Consider the following 19,266-nt stretch of genomic DNA (forward strand, 5'->3'; position numbering starts at 1 on the left):
TTTCTTACCTTTATCGATCATCACCTGGTCGACGATTGAAATCACGGACATTCATACTCTTTGGAAGTTGCCTGTTGACGTTCGCGTTAGGAGCGCTGGCGGCCTATTTTTCCCAGCGTCTTGAATCCTCCCAATCCGTCGAAGCCGCGATCGTGAAGAACCTGCAACAGGAGCTTGCCACCATGGCGGCCGAAGTGGATACGTTGATGCCCAAACTTCAACGATCGTCCACGTTGCCACCGCACCGCCGCCGCTTCTCTTTTTTTGTATACGATGCCCAGCAACTCGTAGCGTGGACCGACAACGGCTTCGTGCCTTCGCCCGCCTCGGTGGCCGAACCGTTTACGCTGAAGATGCTCATCAGCGGTAACGGCGATTACCTGGCCCGGAAATGGAAAGTGAACGATACAAAATTCCTGGTGGGGGTCATCCCCCTCTATCGCAAGTTCAGCATCACCAACAACTACCTGGAACCGTGGTGGAATCTTCGGATCTTTCCCTCCTCCGACATCACCTTGCTGGAGCCCGGCGCGGCATCCGGCACCAGCATCTGCGTGGAGGACCAATGTCCGTTTCGCGTCAACTTCCAGGAGCACGTACCCTTGCGCGACCCCGTGAAGTTTGCGGCCATACTGTTGTTGTCGCTTTCGATCGTTCTTTTCGTAGCACTTTTCTACGGGCAGCTCGAACGCCTGCCCTATGCGGAAGGAGCCTTGCTCTTGTTGTATGGATTTTTGATCGGGCTTCGATTTGTCATGATCCGGCTGAATTTTCCCGCAGCACTGGACGCCTCCGACCTGTTCGATCCCAAAGTCTTTGCATCTTCAACATTAAACGCTTCGCTGGGCGATCTTTTGATCAATGAGCTGGCCTTGCTGTTGTTGAGCGTATTTGCCTTTAATAATTACCAGAAGTTCAAAAGCTACCACTTCCTGTACCAGCGAAAAGCCATTGCGTGGTTACTCTCCGTTGTGGCGGGACTGGGTGTGCTTTTTGCAGCGTTGTTTCCGTTTGTGGTCATTCAAACGATCAATAACAATTCGTCTATCGTGATTGATATCTCCCAGTCGCTGCAATTCGACAGCCTGCGGTCGATGGCCACGCTCGCCGTATTGTTGGCGGGTGGTTGCTCATTTCTATTTGGCCATACGTTCTTGCGGCTGCTCATTGGCGATGGAAATAAACTTCGCGTCTTGGGGGCTTTCATGCTGTCGGCCCTCATCTTCGGCCTGATAAACTCGGCGACGGAACAGCCCTACCTCTCGTCGCTCGTGTTGGGGACCTGCTATTTCCTCATTGTGTATGTGTTGAAATTGTATGTGAGCCTGCGACGACTGGGCTTTGCCACGTTCTCTTACCTGTTCATCTCCATCTTTTTCCTGTCGGCCAACGGCGCCTACGCCATCTTCTATTTCACACGCCAGGAAAAGATCGCCAGTCAATTTAAGTTTGCTGAGAATTTTTTGGTAGACCGCGATTACTTTGGCGAATACCTGTTGCGCGAGACGGCATTGAAAATTGCGGACGATGCTTTTATTCAATCGCGGATCAACGTTCCCTTCCTGAGCCGCGATATCATCCGTCAGAAAATACGGCAGGTATTTTTGCCAAGCTATTTCAATAAATACGATGTCGAGATCTTTCTGTTCAACTCCCGGGGCGAGCCGCTGGACAACCAGTCGGCGTCGACGCTGTCGCAGGTGATCGGCATCTATGACCAGGACGCCTTTCGCACCGACTACGACCGTGTGTACTTTGTGACCAGCCCGGCAAAAGATGTCACCCAAAAGTATCTCGTGCTGGTGCCCATCAAACGCGCCAACTCCCTGCTGGGCCACGTCATGCTCGACCTGTCGCTAAAGAAACTGATCCCCGACAACGTTTACCCCGAATTGCTGGTAGACAACCGGACGCAGCAATTCTACCACACCCAGGACATCAGCTATGCCGTATTCTCGGACACCACGATCCTTTTCAGTTCAGGCAAGTTCAACTACGACGCCGCTTTTTACCGCGATTGGCTGGGCAATCCCGACCTCTACCGCAAGGGCATCAGTGCCGACGGTTTCACACACGTGGCGCAGGAATATCAAAACAACCGGCTGGCCGTAGTGTCCTCGCAGCAGCAACCGATCATGCTCACGCTGGCCAATTTTTCGTTCCTGTTGGTGCTGGGCTTGGTGATCATCCTGTTGTTGCTCCTGGCGCTGGGCATTGCCAATTACATTCAAGGGGAAAAGATCTATTTCTCTGCGCGCATCCAACTGTTGTTGAACATGGCGTTCTTTCTTCCCCTGATCCTGGTGAGCGTGACCACCCTAAACCTGACCAACCGCTCCACCCAAAACCAGCTGATGGAAGAATACCAGGAGCGGGCCGAGACCGTGAGCAGCCAATTGTCGGCGCAACTGGACCGCTATGTAAACGGCAACACCGAAAACGTGAACAACTTCGAGCAACAGCTCCGGGAGCTGGCGCAGTTGACCAACCTGGATGCCAACGTGTTCAACACCAAAGGCGAGTTGCTGGCCACCAGCCAGGCCCTCATCTTTGAAAATAATTTGATGTCACGCTACATCAATGCCAATGCCCTGCGAAAGATCAAGGGAGGCAGCCGGGTGGTGATCGAGACCGAGCGCGTGGGCAAGCTGGAGTATTTTGTGTCGTATGCGCCGCTCACCGCGCCGCTTAGCGGGAAGCTCATCGGCATCCTGGGGATCCCGTTCTTTCAATCGGCCAGTTCATTGGAGCGGGTGCAGATCAATATCGTGGCCAACATCCTCAACATCTTTTCGCTCATTTTCATTGTGTTGGTGGTGCTTTCTTATTTTGTCTCGCGGTGGCTCACCTTCCCATTGAAATTCATTACGCAATCGCTGCAGCGCACGTCGCTCACCAAAACCAACCAACCGCTCACCTGGAAAGCCGACGACGAGATCGGGTTGATGGTGAAGGAGTATAACCAAATGCTTTTCAAGCTCAGCGAGAGCAAGGCCGAACTGGAACAGACCCAGCGCGAAAGCGCGTGGCGCGAGATAGCCCAGCAGGTAGCCCACGAGATCAAGAATCCGCTCACCCCCATGAAGCTCACGCTCCAGCAACTGGAACGCGGGATTGGGTCGGGCACGAACACGCCGGAAAAAACAGGCAAGGCCGTGTCAACCTTGCTCACACAAGTGGATACGTTGAACGACATCGCCTCTTCCTTCAGCACGTTTGCCAAAATGCCGCAGCCGGTCATCCAGCGCCTGGAACTGGTGTCGCTGGTGCGGCGCACGGTGGTGCTTCACCATTCTTCGGGAGATGTGCAATTCGAGACCGCGCTACGCGAAGCCTATGTCCAGGGCGATGAGCAATTGCTGGGACGCACCTTCTCCAACCTTATCCTGAACGCGTTTCAGGCGGCCCGCCCGGGATACAATCTGCAGGTAAAGATCAGCCTCATCCAAACACCGGAAGGCTATCAGCTGGCTTTCCACGACAACGGGAAGGGTATTGCTCCCACGGTGGCGGAACGCATTTTCCTGTCGCATTTCACCACCAAGAAGTCGGGGTCCGGGCTCGGGCTGGCCATTGCCAAGCAGGCGATTGAACACATGCAGGGAAAGATCTGGTTCGAGACAACGGTAGGGGATGGCACGACCTTCTTTATTCTTTTGCCCCCATCCGGGGGAATCGCTTCGGTGCTGGAGGAAAAATCTGCCCCGGCAGTGTAACCAATTGTCGTTTTACGAGTAAATTCATGCAACCCACTGGGGATCCATAGGTCTTTCATAAAACACGTCGCCATGATCAAAAATTATCTCCTCATCGCCGTAAGGAATATCTTCCGGAATAAGTTGTTCTCCACCGTCAACATCCTGGGCCTGGCGTTCGGGATTTGCAGCGCACTGTTGATCTTTTTGTGGGTGAACGATGAACTGGAGTATGACTATTTCCACGCCAACGCAAATCGCCTCTACCGCGTCATGGAGAACCAGAAGTATACCGACGGTCGCATCTACACCTTTGCGGCCACGCCGGGTCCCATGGCGCCCTTTATAAAAGAAAAATATCCGGAGATCGAGAAGGCCACACGGTTCACGTGGGAGACCAACAACCTCATGCAGGTGGAGGATAAGACCTTCTACGAAATGGGCCGCTATGTGGACCAGGATTTTGTGGAGATGTTCAGCTTCCCTTTTCTGAAAGGCAACATGGCCACTGCACTGAAGGACAAGAACTCCATCGTGATCACGGAGAAGATGGCGAAAAAATATTTCGGCGACCAGGAGCCGCTCGGCAAAGTGTTGCTCATGAACACCAAACGATCTTTCACTGTCACGGGCGTCCTCAAAGATATTCCCCGCAATTCGTCTATCCAGTTTGAATACCTCTTGCCCTTCGAAGTTTTTTGGGATGACAACACCTGGCTGCACGAATGGGGCAACAACAACATCCGCACCTTCCTGCTGTTGCGCGAAGGAACGAATCGTGAGAATTTTGCAGCCAAGTTTAAAAATGAGATCGATGCACACCAGGAGAAAAGCAACGTAGAGCTTTTCATCCAACCCCAGGCAGAGGCCTACCTCTATGGCGATTTCGAGAACGGCGTGCAGTCCGGCGGACGCATCGAATCGGTGAAGATTTTTTTCGTGGTGGCCGTGTTCGTGCTCGTGATCGCTTGCATCAATTTTATGAACCTGTCTACCGCACAAGCCACCAAGCGCGCCAAGGAAGTGGGGCTGCGGAAAGTGATCGGGGCTGTGCCAAGCCAGTTGTTCCGGCAATTTATGGGCGAGTCGTTTGTGACGGTTTGTATCAGTGCGCTCCTCGCGTTACTCTTTGCGCTGTTGCTCATACCGATCTTCAACGAGATCACCGGCAAAGCGCTCACCTTAAACCTGCTGGATTCCCGGTTGCTGATGATCTTCGGGATCATCATTATCTTCACCGCTTTTGTGGCGGGTAGCTATCCCGCCTTGTTCATTTCCGAATTCAAACCGGTGCAGGTGCTGAAAGGTCAACTGAAAAGCGGCAGCCGTGCCGCAGTGTTCCGCAAGGTCCTGGTGGTGGTTCAGTTCACCATGTCGATCATCCTCATCATCAGCACCACGGTAGTGTTCCGGCAGATGAATTTTATGGAAAATCGCGACATCGGTTTCGATCGCGAAAATGTATTTTACCTGTGGATGGAAGGCGACGTCCGCCCCAAGCTGGAGACCTTCCGCACACGCCTGCTGGCACAACCCGGCATTGAAAGCGTGACCTCGGCCAGCCAGATCCCCATCGACATCGGCAATTCTACCGTAGGCGTCGAGTGGGAAGGCAAGGATCCCAACGAAAAGATCCTCTTCAGCAACATCAACGTGGACTTCGAATTTATCCAGGCCATGAAGATGAACATGAAGGAAGGCCGGCCCTTCGACCGGTCCCGCATCAGCGATACGTCCAACTACATCGTCAACGAAAAAGCCGCCGAGAAATTTGGCTTCAAAGACGGCGTGGCCGACCAGGACCTCACCATGTGGGACCGCAAAGGCAAGATCGTTGGTGTGGTAAAAGACTTTAACTTCGGGTCGCTCCATAGCGCCGTGGATCCGCTCATCCTGCGCATGGATCCGAAAGAAACCTACTGCTTGTTGGTGCGCGTGAAACCCACGGAAAAGGATGCCGGCCTCCGGTCGACTGAGATCTTGTGGAAAGAGTATGCCCCGGGGTATCCCTTCAAATATTCCTTCCTCAACCAGAACTGGGAAGACTTCTACAAAACCGAGGCCCAACGTGGCAAAGTGTTCAACACGCTGGCCATCCTGTCCATTTTCATTTCATGCCTCGGCCTGTTCGGACTCTCGGCCTTCTCTGCCGAGCGCCGCACCAAAGAACTGGGCATTCGCAAGGCGCTGGGTGCGTCCATGCCGGGCCTGGTCCGTTTGATGGGCAAAGAATTTACCGTGTTGGTGCTGTTCGCCGCCGCTTTAGGTTGCCCCTTCGGCTGGTACCTCATGACGCAATGGTTGGAGACCTATGCCTACCACGTCGATGTGGGCTATCTCACCTTGATCATGGCCGCGGTGGTTTGCCTGGTGATTTCACTGGTCACGATCTCTTACCACTCCGTGAAAGTAGCGGCAAGTGACCCGGTGAAAAGTCTGCGTTACGAGTAAAGGATAGTACAATCGGGCAGCATCTAGGCCAAGCTGAAGATGCTGTCCGATCACTGATTGACTACCAATCCAGGGTTGCCAGTCGGATGATAACAGAAATATAAAATACGATGATGCCCAGGTAAAAAATACGCCGGCCATGCCGCCTGTCTTTTTCTGCATATTCATACACCCGTTGGCCATCCGGTAAAGTCCTCTTGTACGTAAACAAGAGCCATCCTACAATGATGCCGAAGAGCCCCCCGAACAGCGCTGACAGATAACCGATAAAAATCCACACCCGGTTGCTTTCGTCTGGCTTTGCCAGTTCAGTGATGCGTTGCTTTTTTAGCGAGTCTATGATTTCATCATTGACTTCTCTTCCCCGTTCTGTTAATATTTTTTTTGCAAGTTGATAATCGAGCGCATTCCACTCGTCGGGCTTGCTCAGGATGTCGAAAAGTTCGTCGTCCGTAAACTCAAAGAGATAGTGTGTTTTGTCAACGGTTTCCAATTCGGTATTGCCGATGTCCAGCAGGAGTGCATTCGCTTTTGGAAAATCATCGGATTTGATTTTTACATAGTAGAACTGCGCCGAGGGCTGGGTGCCGTACAAGACGTCAAGATTTTCCTGATCCTGCGTGAGTTCAAAAGCGATCCCGTGCCTGAGGAGTAGGTTGGTCAAGGCCTCGGCGCTCTCCTTTTCGTTGTACTTCTTGAATGTTAAAAATTCCATAGCATGTGCTTCCCTTTATTGACGGATAAAGACGACTGACAATCTTATGTTCTATTTAAAACCTCAAGGTAAAAACCGTTTCCACGTCGGGTTCGGAAACGACGGTGATGGAACCGTTGTGCATTTGCATGATCTGACGCGAAAGGCTTAGGCCGATGCCGGAACCCTGGCGTTTGGTGGTGTAGAACGGCACAAAAATATGCTCCAACGCTTCCTTGATAATACCCGAACCATTGTCGCGGATTTGTATGATCACGGCGTTCTCATCATAGAACCCCGTCATTTCTAACAACGGTTTTTCAGTTTCCGCCAGCGCCTCGATGGCATTCTTCAACAGGTTGATCAGCACTTGCTCGATCATTTCCACATCGGCCTGGATGGTGAGGTATTCGGATGAACACGTGTAGTGAAAGTTGATGTGTGTTTTCTTCAACTCCGTCTTCATCAGCTGGGCCACGTGTTCGATAAGATCTTTGAGGCGAACGGTCGCCATCTTGGGTTTGGGAAGCGAGGTATATTCGCGGTAAGCGTCGATGAATTTGATCAGACCCTTGCTTCTGTTCTCGATGGTGCTGAGGCCTTCGCGCAAATCTTCCGCACCCTCTTGCTGCAACTCGTAGTGATCTTCTTTCTTCTCCATATCGTGATCAAGGATCTCGCGCAGGGTGGAGGTGAGCGACGAGATGGGCGTGATGGAGTTCATGATCTCATGGCGCAACACGCGCGTGAGGTTTTGCCAGGCCTCCAGTTCTTGTTGTTGCAATTCCGGCTGGATGTTTTGCAACGTCACGAGCTTCACGTCCGTGCCGCGGATGCGCAGCTCGGTGGACTGAATGGTGAGGTAAAGCTCGTTGCTGCCCTTGTAGAGCTCGCTCTTGCCCGACTCCACGCTGTTGATGGAGTGATAAAGCTTCGGGTTGATGTGAATGAGCTCGTTGATATTTTTGATGTTGGTGATGCCCATGAACTTCTTGGCATTGGCGTTGACCAGCTGCACATTGCCTTCGGTGTCGAACGAAAGAATACCCGTGCGGACCTGTTGCACCACCGTGTTGAGATATTGCCCGTGTTCCTCTTTTTCAGAACGTGCCCTGCGGAAGGCTTCGAGCACTTCGTTGAAGGCAATGTTGAGGTCTTTAAAGGATTTTCCCAGCTTATTGTCGGACGCAAACCCCGAAATAAAATCGGAATATTTCACCGACTCCAGGAAGCGTGTAAGCTTCCGGTTGGTCTGGCTCACAAAACGGAAGATCTCCGTGAGCTGGAGAACAATAATGATCCCGGTGAGCAACGCGGCAAAGAGCATGTTGGGGCGCGTGACCATGTACATAAACAAAGCCATGGTGAGGCCCAGCAGGATCACCCGCAGGATGACGCGGGTTCTGAAGTCATTAAATCCGAAGTTCAAGGGTAAGTGCGTTTCTCAGTATCCGGTTTCAAGTTCACGGTTTCGAACTTGTAAAGCAAGCCCGCGTCGTGTCGCAGGCACAAGCTTTTTAAAGATCTACGCCCGAAGTCCAAGACACCCCGAATTTCGATACCGAAAAAATGGATATACTTCAAACGAATTGAAACGAAACCCCCTAAACACCGAGGCTACCACACCCCCCCCCACAACGACGTGCAAGCGATCCCATACCTGATTAGACGGCTAAAGTCGAAAATAAAATAGTTGCCTATCAGGGCTAGGCGATGGCTTGTGAAGCAAATAAATAAGTGCTTTTTTGCGAACGCCAATTAATTAAAGGACCGGCGCTATAGCCCTGATGGCGTCCATGGGGGAACAACGTCATGCCCTGGATGTAAGCAATCATAATAACCTTTGCGTCAGATGAATACGATAAATGAAAAATTACCGCGGGCCTTTAGCAGTTTCCTCGTGGCCAGTATTGTAGCGATGGCAATGTCATGTCACGATGGGTCGGACGGTTTAACAAGTCTAATGAATGTCACCAATGAAGCTGCGGGCGCAAAGTGCCTGGATGGTGGACTTAAAGTGGAAACCGGCATCGACACCAATAGAAATGGTACGCTCGATGCGGGAGAAGTTCAGCAAACAGAATTTGTTTGCAATGGCGTTAATAATCAGAATACGCTCACGAAATACACGACCGAACATGCGGGTTCAAATTGCGGCGCTGGTGGACAGAAAATCGAAACCGGGAGGGACTCGAACGGCGATGGAACACTCGAGGAGAACGAAATCCAACAAACCATGTTTGTATGCAACGGTATGAATGGTGTGACCTTAAACGAGATAAGGGTAAAGATAACTAGTAATGCAGGTAACCCCGGCCAAGGAACCGGTTTTTCCTACACTGAACTATTCGACTTTGATATAAGAAACTATCCCGGAATCGACTCGGTAATATTTGTTGTAGACAATGCCCTTTCTTATGAGGGCTTTGCGAGCTTTCAATTATATGACGCAACACATAGCGCCTACATCGACGGATCGATAGTCAGCACTACTGTCGTGGATAATGTGACCTACAAAGGAGTGCGTCTCTACAGCGAAAATATTCTATCTAAATTACCTCAATCTAAGGCGGATTTTAACGTGGCGTTAACCAAGCCCGGGCAGTTTGATCATGCCTTTCTGTTTTTGTATGACGTAAAATAATTTCTTACAAGCCATACTTTTCCAACCGGCGATACAACGACGACCGGGTGAGTCCCAACTCCGAAGCCGCCTGCGTAATGTTCCCGTTGTACTTCTTCAGGACCTTCCGAATAAGCAGCTTCTCCACCTCTTCAAGATTGTATTGCTCCAAGCTCAGCTGCCCATCCTCCTTCGTAGACGATGCCGTAGTGAAATTGAAATCCTCTGGCTGCAACACATTGCTGCTGCTCAAAATGATCGCCCGCTCAATAGCGTGCTGCAACTCGCGAATGTTCCCCGGCCAGGGATGCTTGTGCATGCGCGACATCGCGCCTTCGCTGATCTTCGTCACCGGCTTGTCATATTTGGCGGCATAGTGTTTCAAAAAGTGATTGGCCAGCAAAGGAATATCTTCAAAGCGCTCGCGTAGAGCGGGAATTTCAATCTCGATAGTGTTGATCCGATACAGCAAATCCTGCCGGAAACGATTCTCCTTCACCATGTCATACAGCGGCATGTTGGTAGCGCAGATCAGCCGGATGTCGATCGGTGTATCCTTGTTGGACCCCACGCGGCTCACTTTCCGGTTTTGCAACACGGTGAGCAGCTTGGCTTGCAGGGGCATGGACAGGTTGCCGATCTCGTCCAGGAACAAGGTGCCGTTGTTGGCCAATTCGAAACGTCCGGGGCGGTCTTCTTTGGCGTCGGTGAACGATCCTTTCTTATGTCCGAAAAGCTCGCTTTCGAATAGGGTCTCCGTGATGGAGCCCAGATCGACACTGGCAAAGTTCTCGTTCTTGCGTGCGGAATTCCGGTGGATGGCGCGGGCGATCAGCTCTTTCCCCGTGCCGTTCTCGCCCAGGATGAGCACGTTGGCGTCGGTTTTGGCCACGCGGTCGATGGTCTGGAAGATCTTTTGCATGGCGGCGCTTTGACCAATGATCTCGCTGTAGCGGTCGTTGAGCACCTGGTTGATCTCCTGGTTTTTGATCTTGAGGGTTTCGATGACGTCGCGCGACTCGCGGAGGCGCATGGCCGAATAGAGGGTGGCCTGTAGTTTTTCGTTTTCCCAGGGTTTGAGCACAAAGTCGGTGGCGCCGGCCTTAATGGCTTTTACGGCCATTTGAATGTCGCCATAGGCGGTGATGAGCACGACTACCGCCGACGGATCTTGCTGCAGGATGCGCTCCAGCCAATAGTAGCCTTCGCTGCCGCTGCTCACGTCTTTGGTGAAGTTCATGTCCAGCAGGATCACATCGTAATCCTCGTTGTTCATGAGGGCGGGCAAGGCCTCGGGGTTCTTTTCGACATCGACCTGGGCAAAATGCCGTTTGAGGTGCATCTTGGCGGCTTTCAGAAGATCTTCGTTATCGTCTACAATGAGGATTTTTCCTTGTTTCTGTTCCATTCAAATTGGTTGGTTAGGCTCGTAAAAACTGTATCATTAACAAACACGGCTGTCCGCTAATGGGCAAAGGCCATACCGAAACATATTTCTGGCTAATTTCATCAAAAATAGCCCTTTTAGACCGTTTATTCGTTCGGAACCGGACAGTTACGTTCACATGTGAACGAGAAATGACGGTTCAGAACACGGAAATCAGGGCTAAAAATGCACTTCCCGCGGTTGGCACACTTGTTGGCATTGGAGGTAGCATGACGTGGAGCGGACATGCGCATTTTTACTGCCGCCGCATGCGTTCACGGTAAACCTGAAATTTTTAAAGCGATAGAATGGACAAGCAAATCAAGAAGAAGATCTGGACAGTGAAACGAATAGCCACCTACAGCGGCATTGCTCTTTTCGTAATATTCATTGGCTATCAGTTTATTTTTGCCGACCGGCGGTCGAAACTCAAGATCGAAAAAGACAAGATCACCATCTCCGACGTGAAGCGTGGTGTATTCCAGGAATTCATCCCGCAAACCGGTGTCATCGAGCCGGCCCGCACGGTTTATCTTGATGCGGTGGAAGGCGGAACGATCAAGCGCGTGGTGGCTGAAAGTGGTTCCATGCTGAAAGCCGGTGATGTTATTTTAGAGCTAAGCAACCTTAACCGCGAAATTACAGTCTTAACGCAGGAAGCAAACCTGAACGAAAGTATCAACCGCGTGCGCGAAACCCGCCTGCAGCTTAACCAGAACGACTTGCAGCAGCGGCAAACGTTGGCCCTCATTGAGAGCCAGTTGCAAATTTTGGGTCCGCAATACTTGCGTCAGAAGCAACTTTTTGAAAAGAAACTGATCTCTAAACAGGAATTTGAAAAGACCGAGGCGGACTATAAATACAACCTCCAGAATAAAAAGATCACGTACGAAGTGTACCGGATCGATTCCCTGGATCGGAAGCGTCAGATGGCGCAAATGAACTTTTCCGAAATGAAGATGACCCAAAGCCTCGACGGCATGGGAAAGATCCTGGATAACCTCGTTATCCGCGCCCCGCTGGATGGTCAGCTTTCCCGCCCGCAGCTCGATGCCGGCCAGAACGTGAACCCCGGCCAGCGCCTCGGACAAGTGGACGTGGTGGGGAGCTATAAAGTGAAAGTGCCTATTGATGAATTGTATTTACCCCGCATCACGACCGGGTTGCACGCCACGACAACGTTTAACAATAAGGATTATGCCCTGCAAATCATGTATATTTATCCGACCATCATAAACGGAAGGTTCGATGTGGACATGGATTTTGTAGGGGATGTGCCCCCCGGAATTCGCCGCGGTCAGTCCCTCAGATTGCGGATAGAATTGGGCCAGTCGTCGGAAGAGCTGTTGTTGCCTGTGGGCGGATTTTATAAAGATACCGGCGGAAACTGGGTATTTGTGTTGGATGGCGAAAACAAAGCGGTACGCCGCGATGTGAAACTGGGACGGAAAAATACCGAGAACTTCGAAGTACTGGAAGGCCTGAAACCGGGCGATAAGGTGATCACCTCGTCGTACGAGAACTTTGGCAACAATGAAGTATTGATGCTGAATTGACAACAATTCAAGACAATACGGTAACAACTGAAGGCAATTTGTAGTCTAACGAAGTAACCTTTGTGATAAAAAGAAGTAATTAGTCAAACCAAAAACGAGTATTAACCATCCATCTGAAAATAACCAGCCATGATCAAACTTAAGAACCTTGAAAAAGTCTACACGACTGAAGAAGTAGAAACCACCGCCCTCAACAATATCAACCTTGATATAAAGGAAGGTGAGTTTGTGGCCATTATGGGTCCCTCCGGTTGCGGTAAATCCACGCTGTTGAACATCCTTGGTTTGCTGGACAATCCGTCCGGCGGCGAGTATCACTTCGGCGAACACGAAGTGGCCAAGTACTCCGAACGTCAGCGTGCCCAATTGCGCAAAGGCTCCATCGGCTTCGTGTTCCAAAGCTTTAACCTCATCGACGAACTCACCGTATTCGAAAACGTTGAGCTGCCCTTGCTCTACATGAAGGTGCCTGCGTCCGAAAGAAAACAACGCGTAGAAGAAGTGCTGGAGCGCATGAACATCATGCACCGCCGCAACCACTTCCCGCAACAACTGTCGGGTGGTCAGCAACAACGTGTGGCCATTTCCCGTGCCATCGTAGCGAAACCTAAAGTGATCCTGGCCGATGAACCTACCGGTAACCTGGACTCTGCCAACGGCGAAGAAGTGATGAAGCTCCTTTCGCAATTGAACGAGGAAGGAACCACCATCGTGATGGTAACCCACTCGCCCTACGATGCCAACTATGCTCACCGCATCATCAACCTGTTCGACGGTAAGGTGGTAACGGAGAACATCAAGGAGCAATTCCATATCTAAGCGATCATACCAAAGAAGGCAGCCACGCGATTGTGGCGGTCAGAAGAAGCTGCCTTCCTCTAAGCAACATACCGGAGGCCGACTTTTTAGTCGGCCTCTTCTATTTAGAGCACTTTTAGAAGCTATGTCAGTTGCCAGTCCAGCCTTGACCTGCGGTCCGAGGCTGCTGTTATCTATAGTCCGGGCTGCCGTTATTTACGGTCCGGTGCTGCTGATACTTACGGTCCGGTGCTGCTGATACTTATGGTCCGGTGCTGCTGATACTTATGGTCCGGTGCTGCTGTAAGAAGTTGTCCGGGCGGGCAATTTTGTTTTGCCCCAGGGGACAATTCTTTTTTTCCTTGCCGGGATTTGTAAACCGACTCGGCTTCCAGGCCCTGACCCGCGTTACGGGATGTCTTGCGATAAAAGGCTGGGCTATGTACGCCCTTAATTTTTGAAGCCGGACATACCACTGTACACTTCCGTACATCGATCGGTCGGCAATCGTTAAAACGATCGTTTTTTGAACGAATCAGGTCATGGCATATTTCTTGGACATAGGGGTGCAACCTGTGACGCACGATTGTAGTCTTATTGTCGACCTAATAAAACCCCGCATGATCCAAAACTTTTTACGCATCACGATTCGCAACATGATGAAGAACAAACTGTTCATCTTCATCAACGTTTTTGGGATGGGCATCGCGATTGCCTGCTGCATTGTGGCTTATTTTAACTGGGAGTTCGATGCGCGTTTCAACACGCATCACGTCAATGCACCCACGATCTACCGTGTAAGCTCCATCCGTGAGTTTGAAAAACAAACGACGCTCTACGGCCATGCCCCGATCCCGCTGGGCGCTGCCATCCGCCAAAACATACCGGATGTGAAACACGTCATGCGCCTCTGGTGGTCGTATTCCGATTTTAAAGTAGAAGACAATATTTTTCGCGCCGGCCTGGCCTATGCCGATCCCGATATCTTCGACATGTTTACATTTGAATTTATCAACGGCAGTCCCGCGGCCCTGAAAGATAAATCCAAGGTGGTGCTCAGCGACGAGATGGCCATCAAACTGTTTGGCTCTACCGACGTGGTAGGCAAAATGCTCACCCAGGTAGACGGTGCCATTCTGAAGGAAAAGGAAGTAGGAGGGGTGTTTAAAAAGCAACCCGCCGGTTCCAGCTTCGCCGAGGACTCCTACACACACTTCGATAACTTCTTCGACGACGTGAAGGAGGTCACCGAAAACGACTGGAAGAACCGCGACATGCTGTTCGTACAGATCGACGACGCCAGCCGTGTGCCGGTCGTGCAAAAGCAGCTTCAGACGTTCGTGGAAAATAACAACAAGGTCCGCGAGGATTTTGTCATCAAAGAATTTTTACTCGATCCCTTCGTGGGCATGGCGCAACGCGACGAAAACATGGACACGTGGTCGAGATTGCACCCTTCCAGCCCAAAGGCCGCGGTGATCAGCCCCATCGTGATGGCCGTGTTGATCCTGCTCATCGCCTGTTTCAACATGACCAACACCGCGATTGCCATTTCTTCGCGAAGACTGAAGGAGATCGGCATCCGCAAAGTGATGGGCAGCGTGCGCGTCCAGCTCATCGTTCAATTCATCGGCGAAACGATGTTCATTTGCTTTGTTGCATTGATCGTCGGCTTGTTTTTGGGTGAGGTGTTATTGTTGTCATGGAATGCCTTGTGGACGGAGATGAAGCTCACGTCCCATTACCTCGACAATCCTTCATTTTTGATTTTCCTGGTGGCTGTATTGTTTTTCACAGGCCTGGTGGCCGGCAGCTACCCGGCTTTTTACATCAGCAATTTCGAGCCCGTCAGCATTTTAAAAGGCCAGATGAAGTTTGGGGGCACAAATTATTTCACCCGCACACTGCTGGCCCTTCAATACGCCATCTCCCTCACCGCCATCATCTTCGCCATCGCCTTCTATGCCAACTCCAGGTATCAATCCAACTTCGACCTGGGATTCAATGAGAAGAGTGTCATCATCGCCTACGTGAGCAACCAGGGCGAGTTCGATACCTATCGCAACGCGATTCAACAAAATAAGGACATCGTTTCCGTCGCGGGTTCCAAGCACAGTATTTTCTCTTCCGGATATAACGACCCGATCAAGTACGAATCCAAACAAATGGAGACCGACATCATTGAAGTGGGCGACGGCTACTTGAACACCATGAGCATGCACCTGGTGGAAGGCCGCGACTTTATTAAAGATTCTGAAAGCGACAAAAAAGAATCCATCATCGTCACCGAAAAACTGGCAAAGGATTTCGGCTGGGACAAACCCCTGGGCAAAGAGATCCTCTGGATGGACACCGTCAAGTTATATGTGATCGGCGTGGTGAAAGATATCTACACGAACGGCCTGTGGGATAAAATGGACCCGTTGATGCTCCGCTACATCGGCCCCGAGCAATACACCCATGTGATCGTGAGTGGTCCGATGGATAAAATGGTTTCTATCAACAAAGCCATGGAAGCCCAGTGGAAACAAGTGTTCCCCAACCGGATCTACAACGGACGCTTTATAGACGAGATGACCGTAGAAGCCCGCCAGGTGAACGACAACATTGTGAAGATGTTTGCCTTCCTGGGCATCGTGGCCCTGATGCTGTCGGGCACGGGCTTGTATACCCTGGTGTCGTTGAACATCATCAAGAAAATGAAGGAGATCGGCATCCGCAAAGTGTTGGGCGCATCCGTGTCCAACATCACGCGCATCATCAATACGGAATTCGTGATCATCCTGGTCATCGCCTCGGCGCTCGGATCGTGGTTGAGCTACTATGCCGTGGATTGGCTCATGGACAGCATCTGGGATTACTATCTCCCCATGTCGGGTGTCACCGTGGCCGTTTCGGTGTTCATTTTGTTCTTCATTTCGGCAGCGGCTATCGGCTACAAAGTGTTGGGCGCCGCGACCATGAACCCGGTGAATACATTGCGGGTGGAGTGATCAAATCAAATCAAGACTACAGGAAGATGTTACAGAAATCCCCGGAGCGCTGTAACATCTTCATTCTGAATATCGTCTCAAGTACTGTACCGGAATTTTTCTCTTGCGTGTTTAACCCTAGAAATCTTCTCCCAAGCGCATATGTTTAAAAACTATTTCAAAGTTGCCGTCAGGAATATCCTGAAGCACAAATTCTTTTCCGCCATCAACATCCTGGGCATGACCACGGGTATTGCCGCATGCTTGCTCATCATTCTGTACATCACCGATGAGTTGAGCTACGATACTTTCCATGCCAACGCCGACCGCATCTACCAGGTGGGCCTTCACGGAAAACTTGGTGGCCAGGACATCCGCACGTCAAACACCTGCCCGCCGATCGCCGCGGCCATGGTGGCCGAGATCCCCGAAGTGCAGGCAGCCACACGCATAACGCCCCGCTTTGGACGTCCGCCCGTGAAATACGAAGACAAAGTGTTTACGGAGGAAAAGGTTTTCTATGCCGACTCCAATTTCTTTGAGTTCTTCAGCTTCCGCCTGAAGGAAGGCGACATCAAGAATGTGCTGAAAGAACCCAACACCGTGGTGCTCACCGAGGAGATGGTTAAGAAGTACTTTGGCAACGAGCCGGCTGTCGGAAAAATCCTGGCCATTGGCGACGACAAGACCGCCTTCAAAGTGACGGGTATCGCCGAAAACCCACCATCGAACTCCCACTTCGGATTCAACATCCTGTTGTCGAGCGAATCGAACAAGGACTTGAAAACGGGCATCTGGCTTAACAATTTCATGTACAGCTACTTCATGCTCCAGCCCAACGCCAAGATCGAGGCCGTCAACAAAAAGTATGAGCACCTGGTGGAGAAATACATCGGTCCCGAATTGGAAAAATTCATGGGCACCACACTGGCGCAGATGAAAGCCAGCGGCGGCGCCTTCGGTTATTTCAGCACCAAGATCACGGACATACATTTGCGTGCCACTGCCCAGGATTCACTGGAAGCGGGCGGTAATGTGACCTACATCTATTTCTTTGGCGGCATCGGCGCTTTCATCATCTTCATCGCCTGTATCAACTTTATGAACTTGTCGACCGCACGCTCGGCGGGAAGGGCCAAGGAAGTTGGCCTGCGCAAGACCTTGGGCTCCCAACGCGGCCAGATGATCGGTCAGTTCCTGGCGGAGTCCATGTTGTATAGCCTCGTCGCCGTTGTGCTGGCCTTGGGCGCTTGTTATTTCCTGTTGCCGTCGTTCAACTTGCTATCGGGCAAGCTCATGAACATGCGTGTTTTGGCGAGTCCGCAGTTGCTCTTGGGCATTGCAGGGCTCATTGTGTTTGTGGGGCTGGTGGCCGGTAGCTATCCCGCTTTCTATCTCACCTCGTTCAATGCGGTGGAAGTACTGAAAGGAAAAGTGCGCGCCGGTATGAAGACCAAGGGGGTGAGAAGCTTCCTGGTGATTTGCCAGTTTGCACTGTCCATCTTCCTGATCATTTTCACGTTGGTGGTCTATCAACAGATTCAATACATGCAGGAGAAGAACCTGGGCATCGACAAAAACAACATTCTGATCCTGAGCAGCACAAGCCGGTTAGGTACCAATAAAGAAGCTTTTAAAAACGCGCTGGCCCAACAAACCGGCATCGTGAAGCTCAGCTACACCACCAATACATTTCCGGGCGTTAACAGCACCACCATCTTCAAATCGGCCGGCTCCGAACAAGACCACATCATGGGGGTTTACTTTGCCGACCAGGATCAACAGGATGTGATCCGGTTTGAAATGAAGGAAGGACGTTATTTCTCCCGCGAATTTCCCAACGACTCGACGGCCATCGTCCTCAACGAAGCCGCCGTGCGCGAATTTGGTTTTGATCAGCCCATCGGAGAAGAAATATTATACAATGGCGATGGCGACGGCACCACGACCACTCACCTCCGAGTGATCGGCGTGGTGAAGAATTTCAACTTCGAATCGTTCAAAACCGACGTGCGCCCCATTTCTATCCGCCTCACCAAAGATGCCAACAACCTCATGATCCGCTACGAAGGCAGCCCCAAGGCATTGGTGGCCACGGTTGAAAAACTTTGGAAGGAACACTCCACCAACGAGCCGTTCGAATACACGTTCCTGGACGAAAACTTTGACGAGTTGTTCCGCGCCGAGCAGCGCATGGGCAACCTCTTCAGCATTTTCTCGGGATTGGCCATCTTCATTGCTTCCCTTGGATTGTTTGCGCTGGCCGCATTCACCTCGGAACAACGCACCAAGGAAATCGGCATCCGTAAAGCGATGGGGGCAACCGTGTTCAGCCTCACCGTTTTGTTGTCGAAGGAGTTCACCAAACTGGTGCTGATTGCGTTTGTGCCGGCCGCCATTGGCGGGTGGTATGTGAGCAACCAGTGGCTGCAAAGCTTTACCTACCGCATTCCCGTAGATCCCATGGTGGTGATCCTGAGCGGGCTGGGAGCCATCCTGGTGGCTTGGCTGACGGTGAGCTACCAATCCATAAAAGCGGCCCGTTCAAACCCCGTGGAATCGCTCCGGTATGAATAGGGTCAGGTCGAAAGAAATCTGACAAAAAGGGGCGCTTTTTTTAAGAAAAGCGCCTTTTTTATGGAAATTCGCAGCCTTTTTTGTTCTAATGTTAAGTTTTTGTTAATGTATTCACATTCGACTAACATTTGATACCTTAGTGAATCAACCACAAGTTTTATGGAAAAAGCGAAGACCCCAAAATCGTCCAAAAAGGCTCTGAGAAGCCTCATTAACGACTCTCTTCAACAATCCCTCAATACCCTGGAGCTTCCGCAATCCAGCAAGAAGGCCAAAAAACTTCTTCACCGCAGCGCCAAAAAACTGGCGATCATTTTCGCCGATGCTATGAAGCGCGAGGAGAAGAAAAAAAAGAAAGCCGAGAAATTCATGGAAGACGCCGCGAGCGGAAAGGGAAAGAAGAAAAGCTCCAAGCATGTAAAGCTGGAAAAGCACTCGGAGTTGGCGAGCTGATCTTCTAAAAGACAACCACGA

11 protein-coding genes are annotated in these 19,266 nt (G+C 51.2%); 8 read left to right on the forward strand and 3 right to left on the reverse strand.

Features of this window, described 5'->3' with window-relative positions; genetic code table 11:
* The first annotated feature begins 35 nt into the window (after positions 1 to 35).
* Positions 36 to 3,716, forward strand: coding sequence for a sensor histidine kinase (locus D4L85_RS20155; protein WP_160143872.1), 3,681 nt, complete (start codon positions 36 to 38; stop codon positions 3,714 to 3,716).
* 72 nt (positions 3,717 to 3,788) lie between these two features.
* Complete coding sequence (locus D4L85_RS20160) at positions 3,789 to 6,146, forward strand: ABC transporter permease (protein ID WP_119755998.1); 2,358 nt, start codon at positions 3,789 to 3,791, stop codon at positions 6,144 to 6,146.
* Positions 6,147 to 6,207: 61 nt separating this feature from the next.
* On the opposite strand, the gene D4L85_RS20165 is transcribed toward D4L85_RS20160, so the two are convergent.
* Both D4L85_RS20165 and D4L85_RS20170 read right to left on the reverse strand, forming a co-directional pair.
* Positions 6,208 to 6,861, reverse strand: coding sequence for a hypothetical protein (locus D4L85_RS20165; protein ID WP_119755999.1), 654 nt, complete (start codon positions 6,859 to 6,861; stop codon positions 6,208 to 6,210).
* A 55-nt stretch (positions 6,862 to 6,916) separates the two neighbouring features.
* The gene (locus tag D4L85_RS20170; RefSeq protein ID WP_119756000.1) at positions 6,917 to 8,269 is read right to left on the reverse strand and encodes a sensor histidine kinase; all 1,353 of its coding nucleotides are present in this window, start codon (positions 8,267 to 8,269) and stop codon (positions 6,917 to 6,919) included.
* A gap of 423 nt (positions 8,270 to 8,692) precedes the next feature.
* Between D4L85_RS20170 and D4L85_RS20175 the strand changes: the two genes are divergently transcribed.
* Positions 8,693 to 9,484: a DUF7151 family protein gene (locus tag D4L85_RS20175; protein WP_119756001.1), complete on the forward strand. Its 792-nt coding sequence runs from the start codon at positions 8,693 to 8,695 to the stop codon at positions 9,482 to 9,484.
* 4 nt (positions 9,485 to 9,488) lie between these two features.
* Here the strand turns inward: D4L85_RS20175 and D4L85_RS20180 are convergent, their stop codons facing one another.
* Positions 9,489 to 10,871, reverse strand: a complete 1,383-nt coding sequence (locus D4L85_RS20180; protein WP_119756002.1) for a sigma-54-dependent transcriptional regulator — start codon at positions 10,869 to 10,871, stop codon at positions 9,489 to 9,491.
* Positions 10,872 to 11,197: 326 nt separating this feature from the next.
* Here D4L85_RS20180 and D4L85_RS20185 point away from each other — a divergent pair, with 326 nt between their 5' ends.
* The 5 genes from D4L85_RS20185 (at position 11,198) to D4L85_RS20205 (ending at position 19,245) form a co-directional block, all read left to right on the forward strand.
* Positions 11,198 to 12,445, forward strand: a complete 1,248-nt coding sequence (locus D4L85_RS20185) for an efflux RND transporter periplasmic adaptor subunit (protein ID WP_119756003.1) — start codon at positions 11,198 to 11,200, stop codon at positions 12,443 to 12,445.
* A 129-nt stretch (positions 12,446 to 12,574) separates the two neighbouring features.
* Positions 12,575 to 13,264, forward strand: coding sequence for an ABC transporter ATP-binding protein (locus D4L85_RS20190; protein WP_073140006.1), 690 nt, complete (start codon positions 12,575 to 12,577; stop codon positions 13,262 to 13,264).
* Positions 13,265 to 13,863: 599 nt separating this feature from the next.
* Positions 13,864 to 16,236, forward strand: a complete 2,373-nt coding sequence (locus tag D4L85_RS20195) for an ABC transporter permease (RefSeq protein ID WP_160143873.1) — start codon at positions 13,864 to 13,866, stop codon at positions 16,234 to 16,236.
* A gap of 141 nt (positions 16,237 to 16,377) precedes the next feature.
* Entirely contained in the window at positions 16,378 to 18,792 is a 2,415-nt protein-coding gene (locus tag D4L85_RS20200) for an ABC transporter permease (protein WP_119756005.1), read from the forward strand.
* A 159-nt stretch (positions 18,793 to 18,951) separates the two neighbouring features.
* Positions 18,952 to 19,245 carry a hypothetical protein gene (locus D4L85_RS20205; protein WP_119756006.1) on the forward strand — a complete coding sequence of 98 codons (294 nt, stop codon included), beginning with the start codon at positions 18,952 to 18,954 and terminating at the stop codon, positions 19,243 to 19,245.
* Positions 19,246 to 19,266 lie beyond the last annotated feature (21 nt).

The organism is Chryseolinea soli (assembly GCF_003589925.1).
Classification (GTDB): Bacteria; Bacteroidota; Bacteroidia; order Cytophagales; family Cyclobacteriaceae; genus Chryseolinea; species Chryseolinea soli.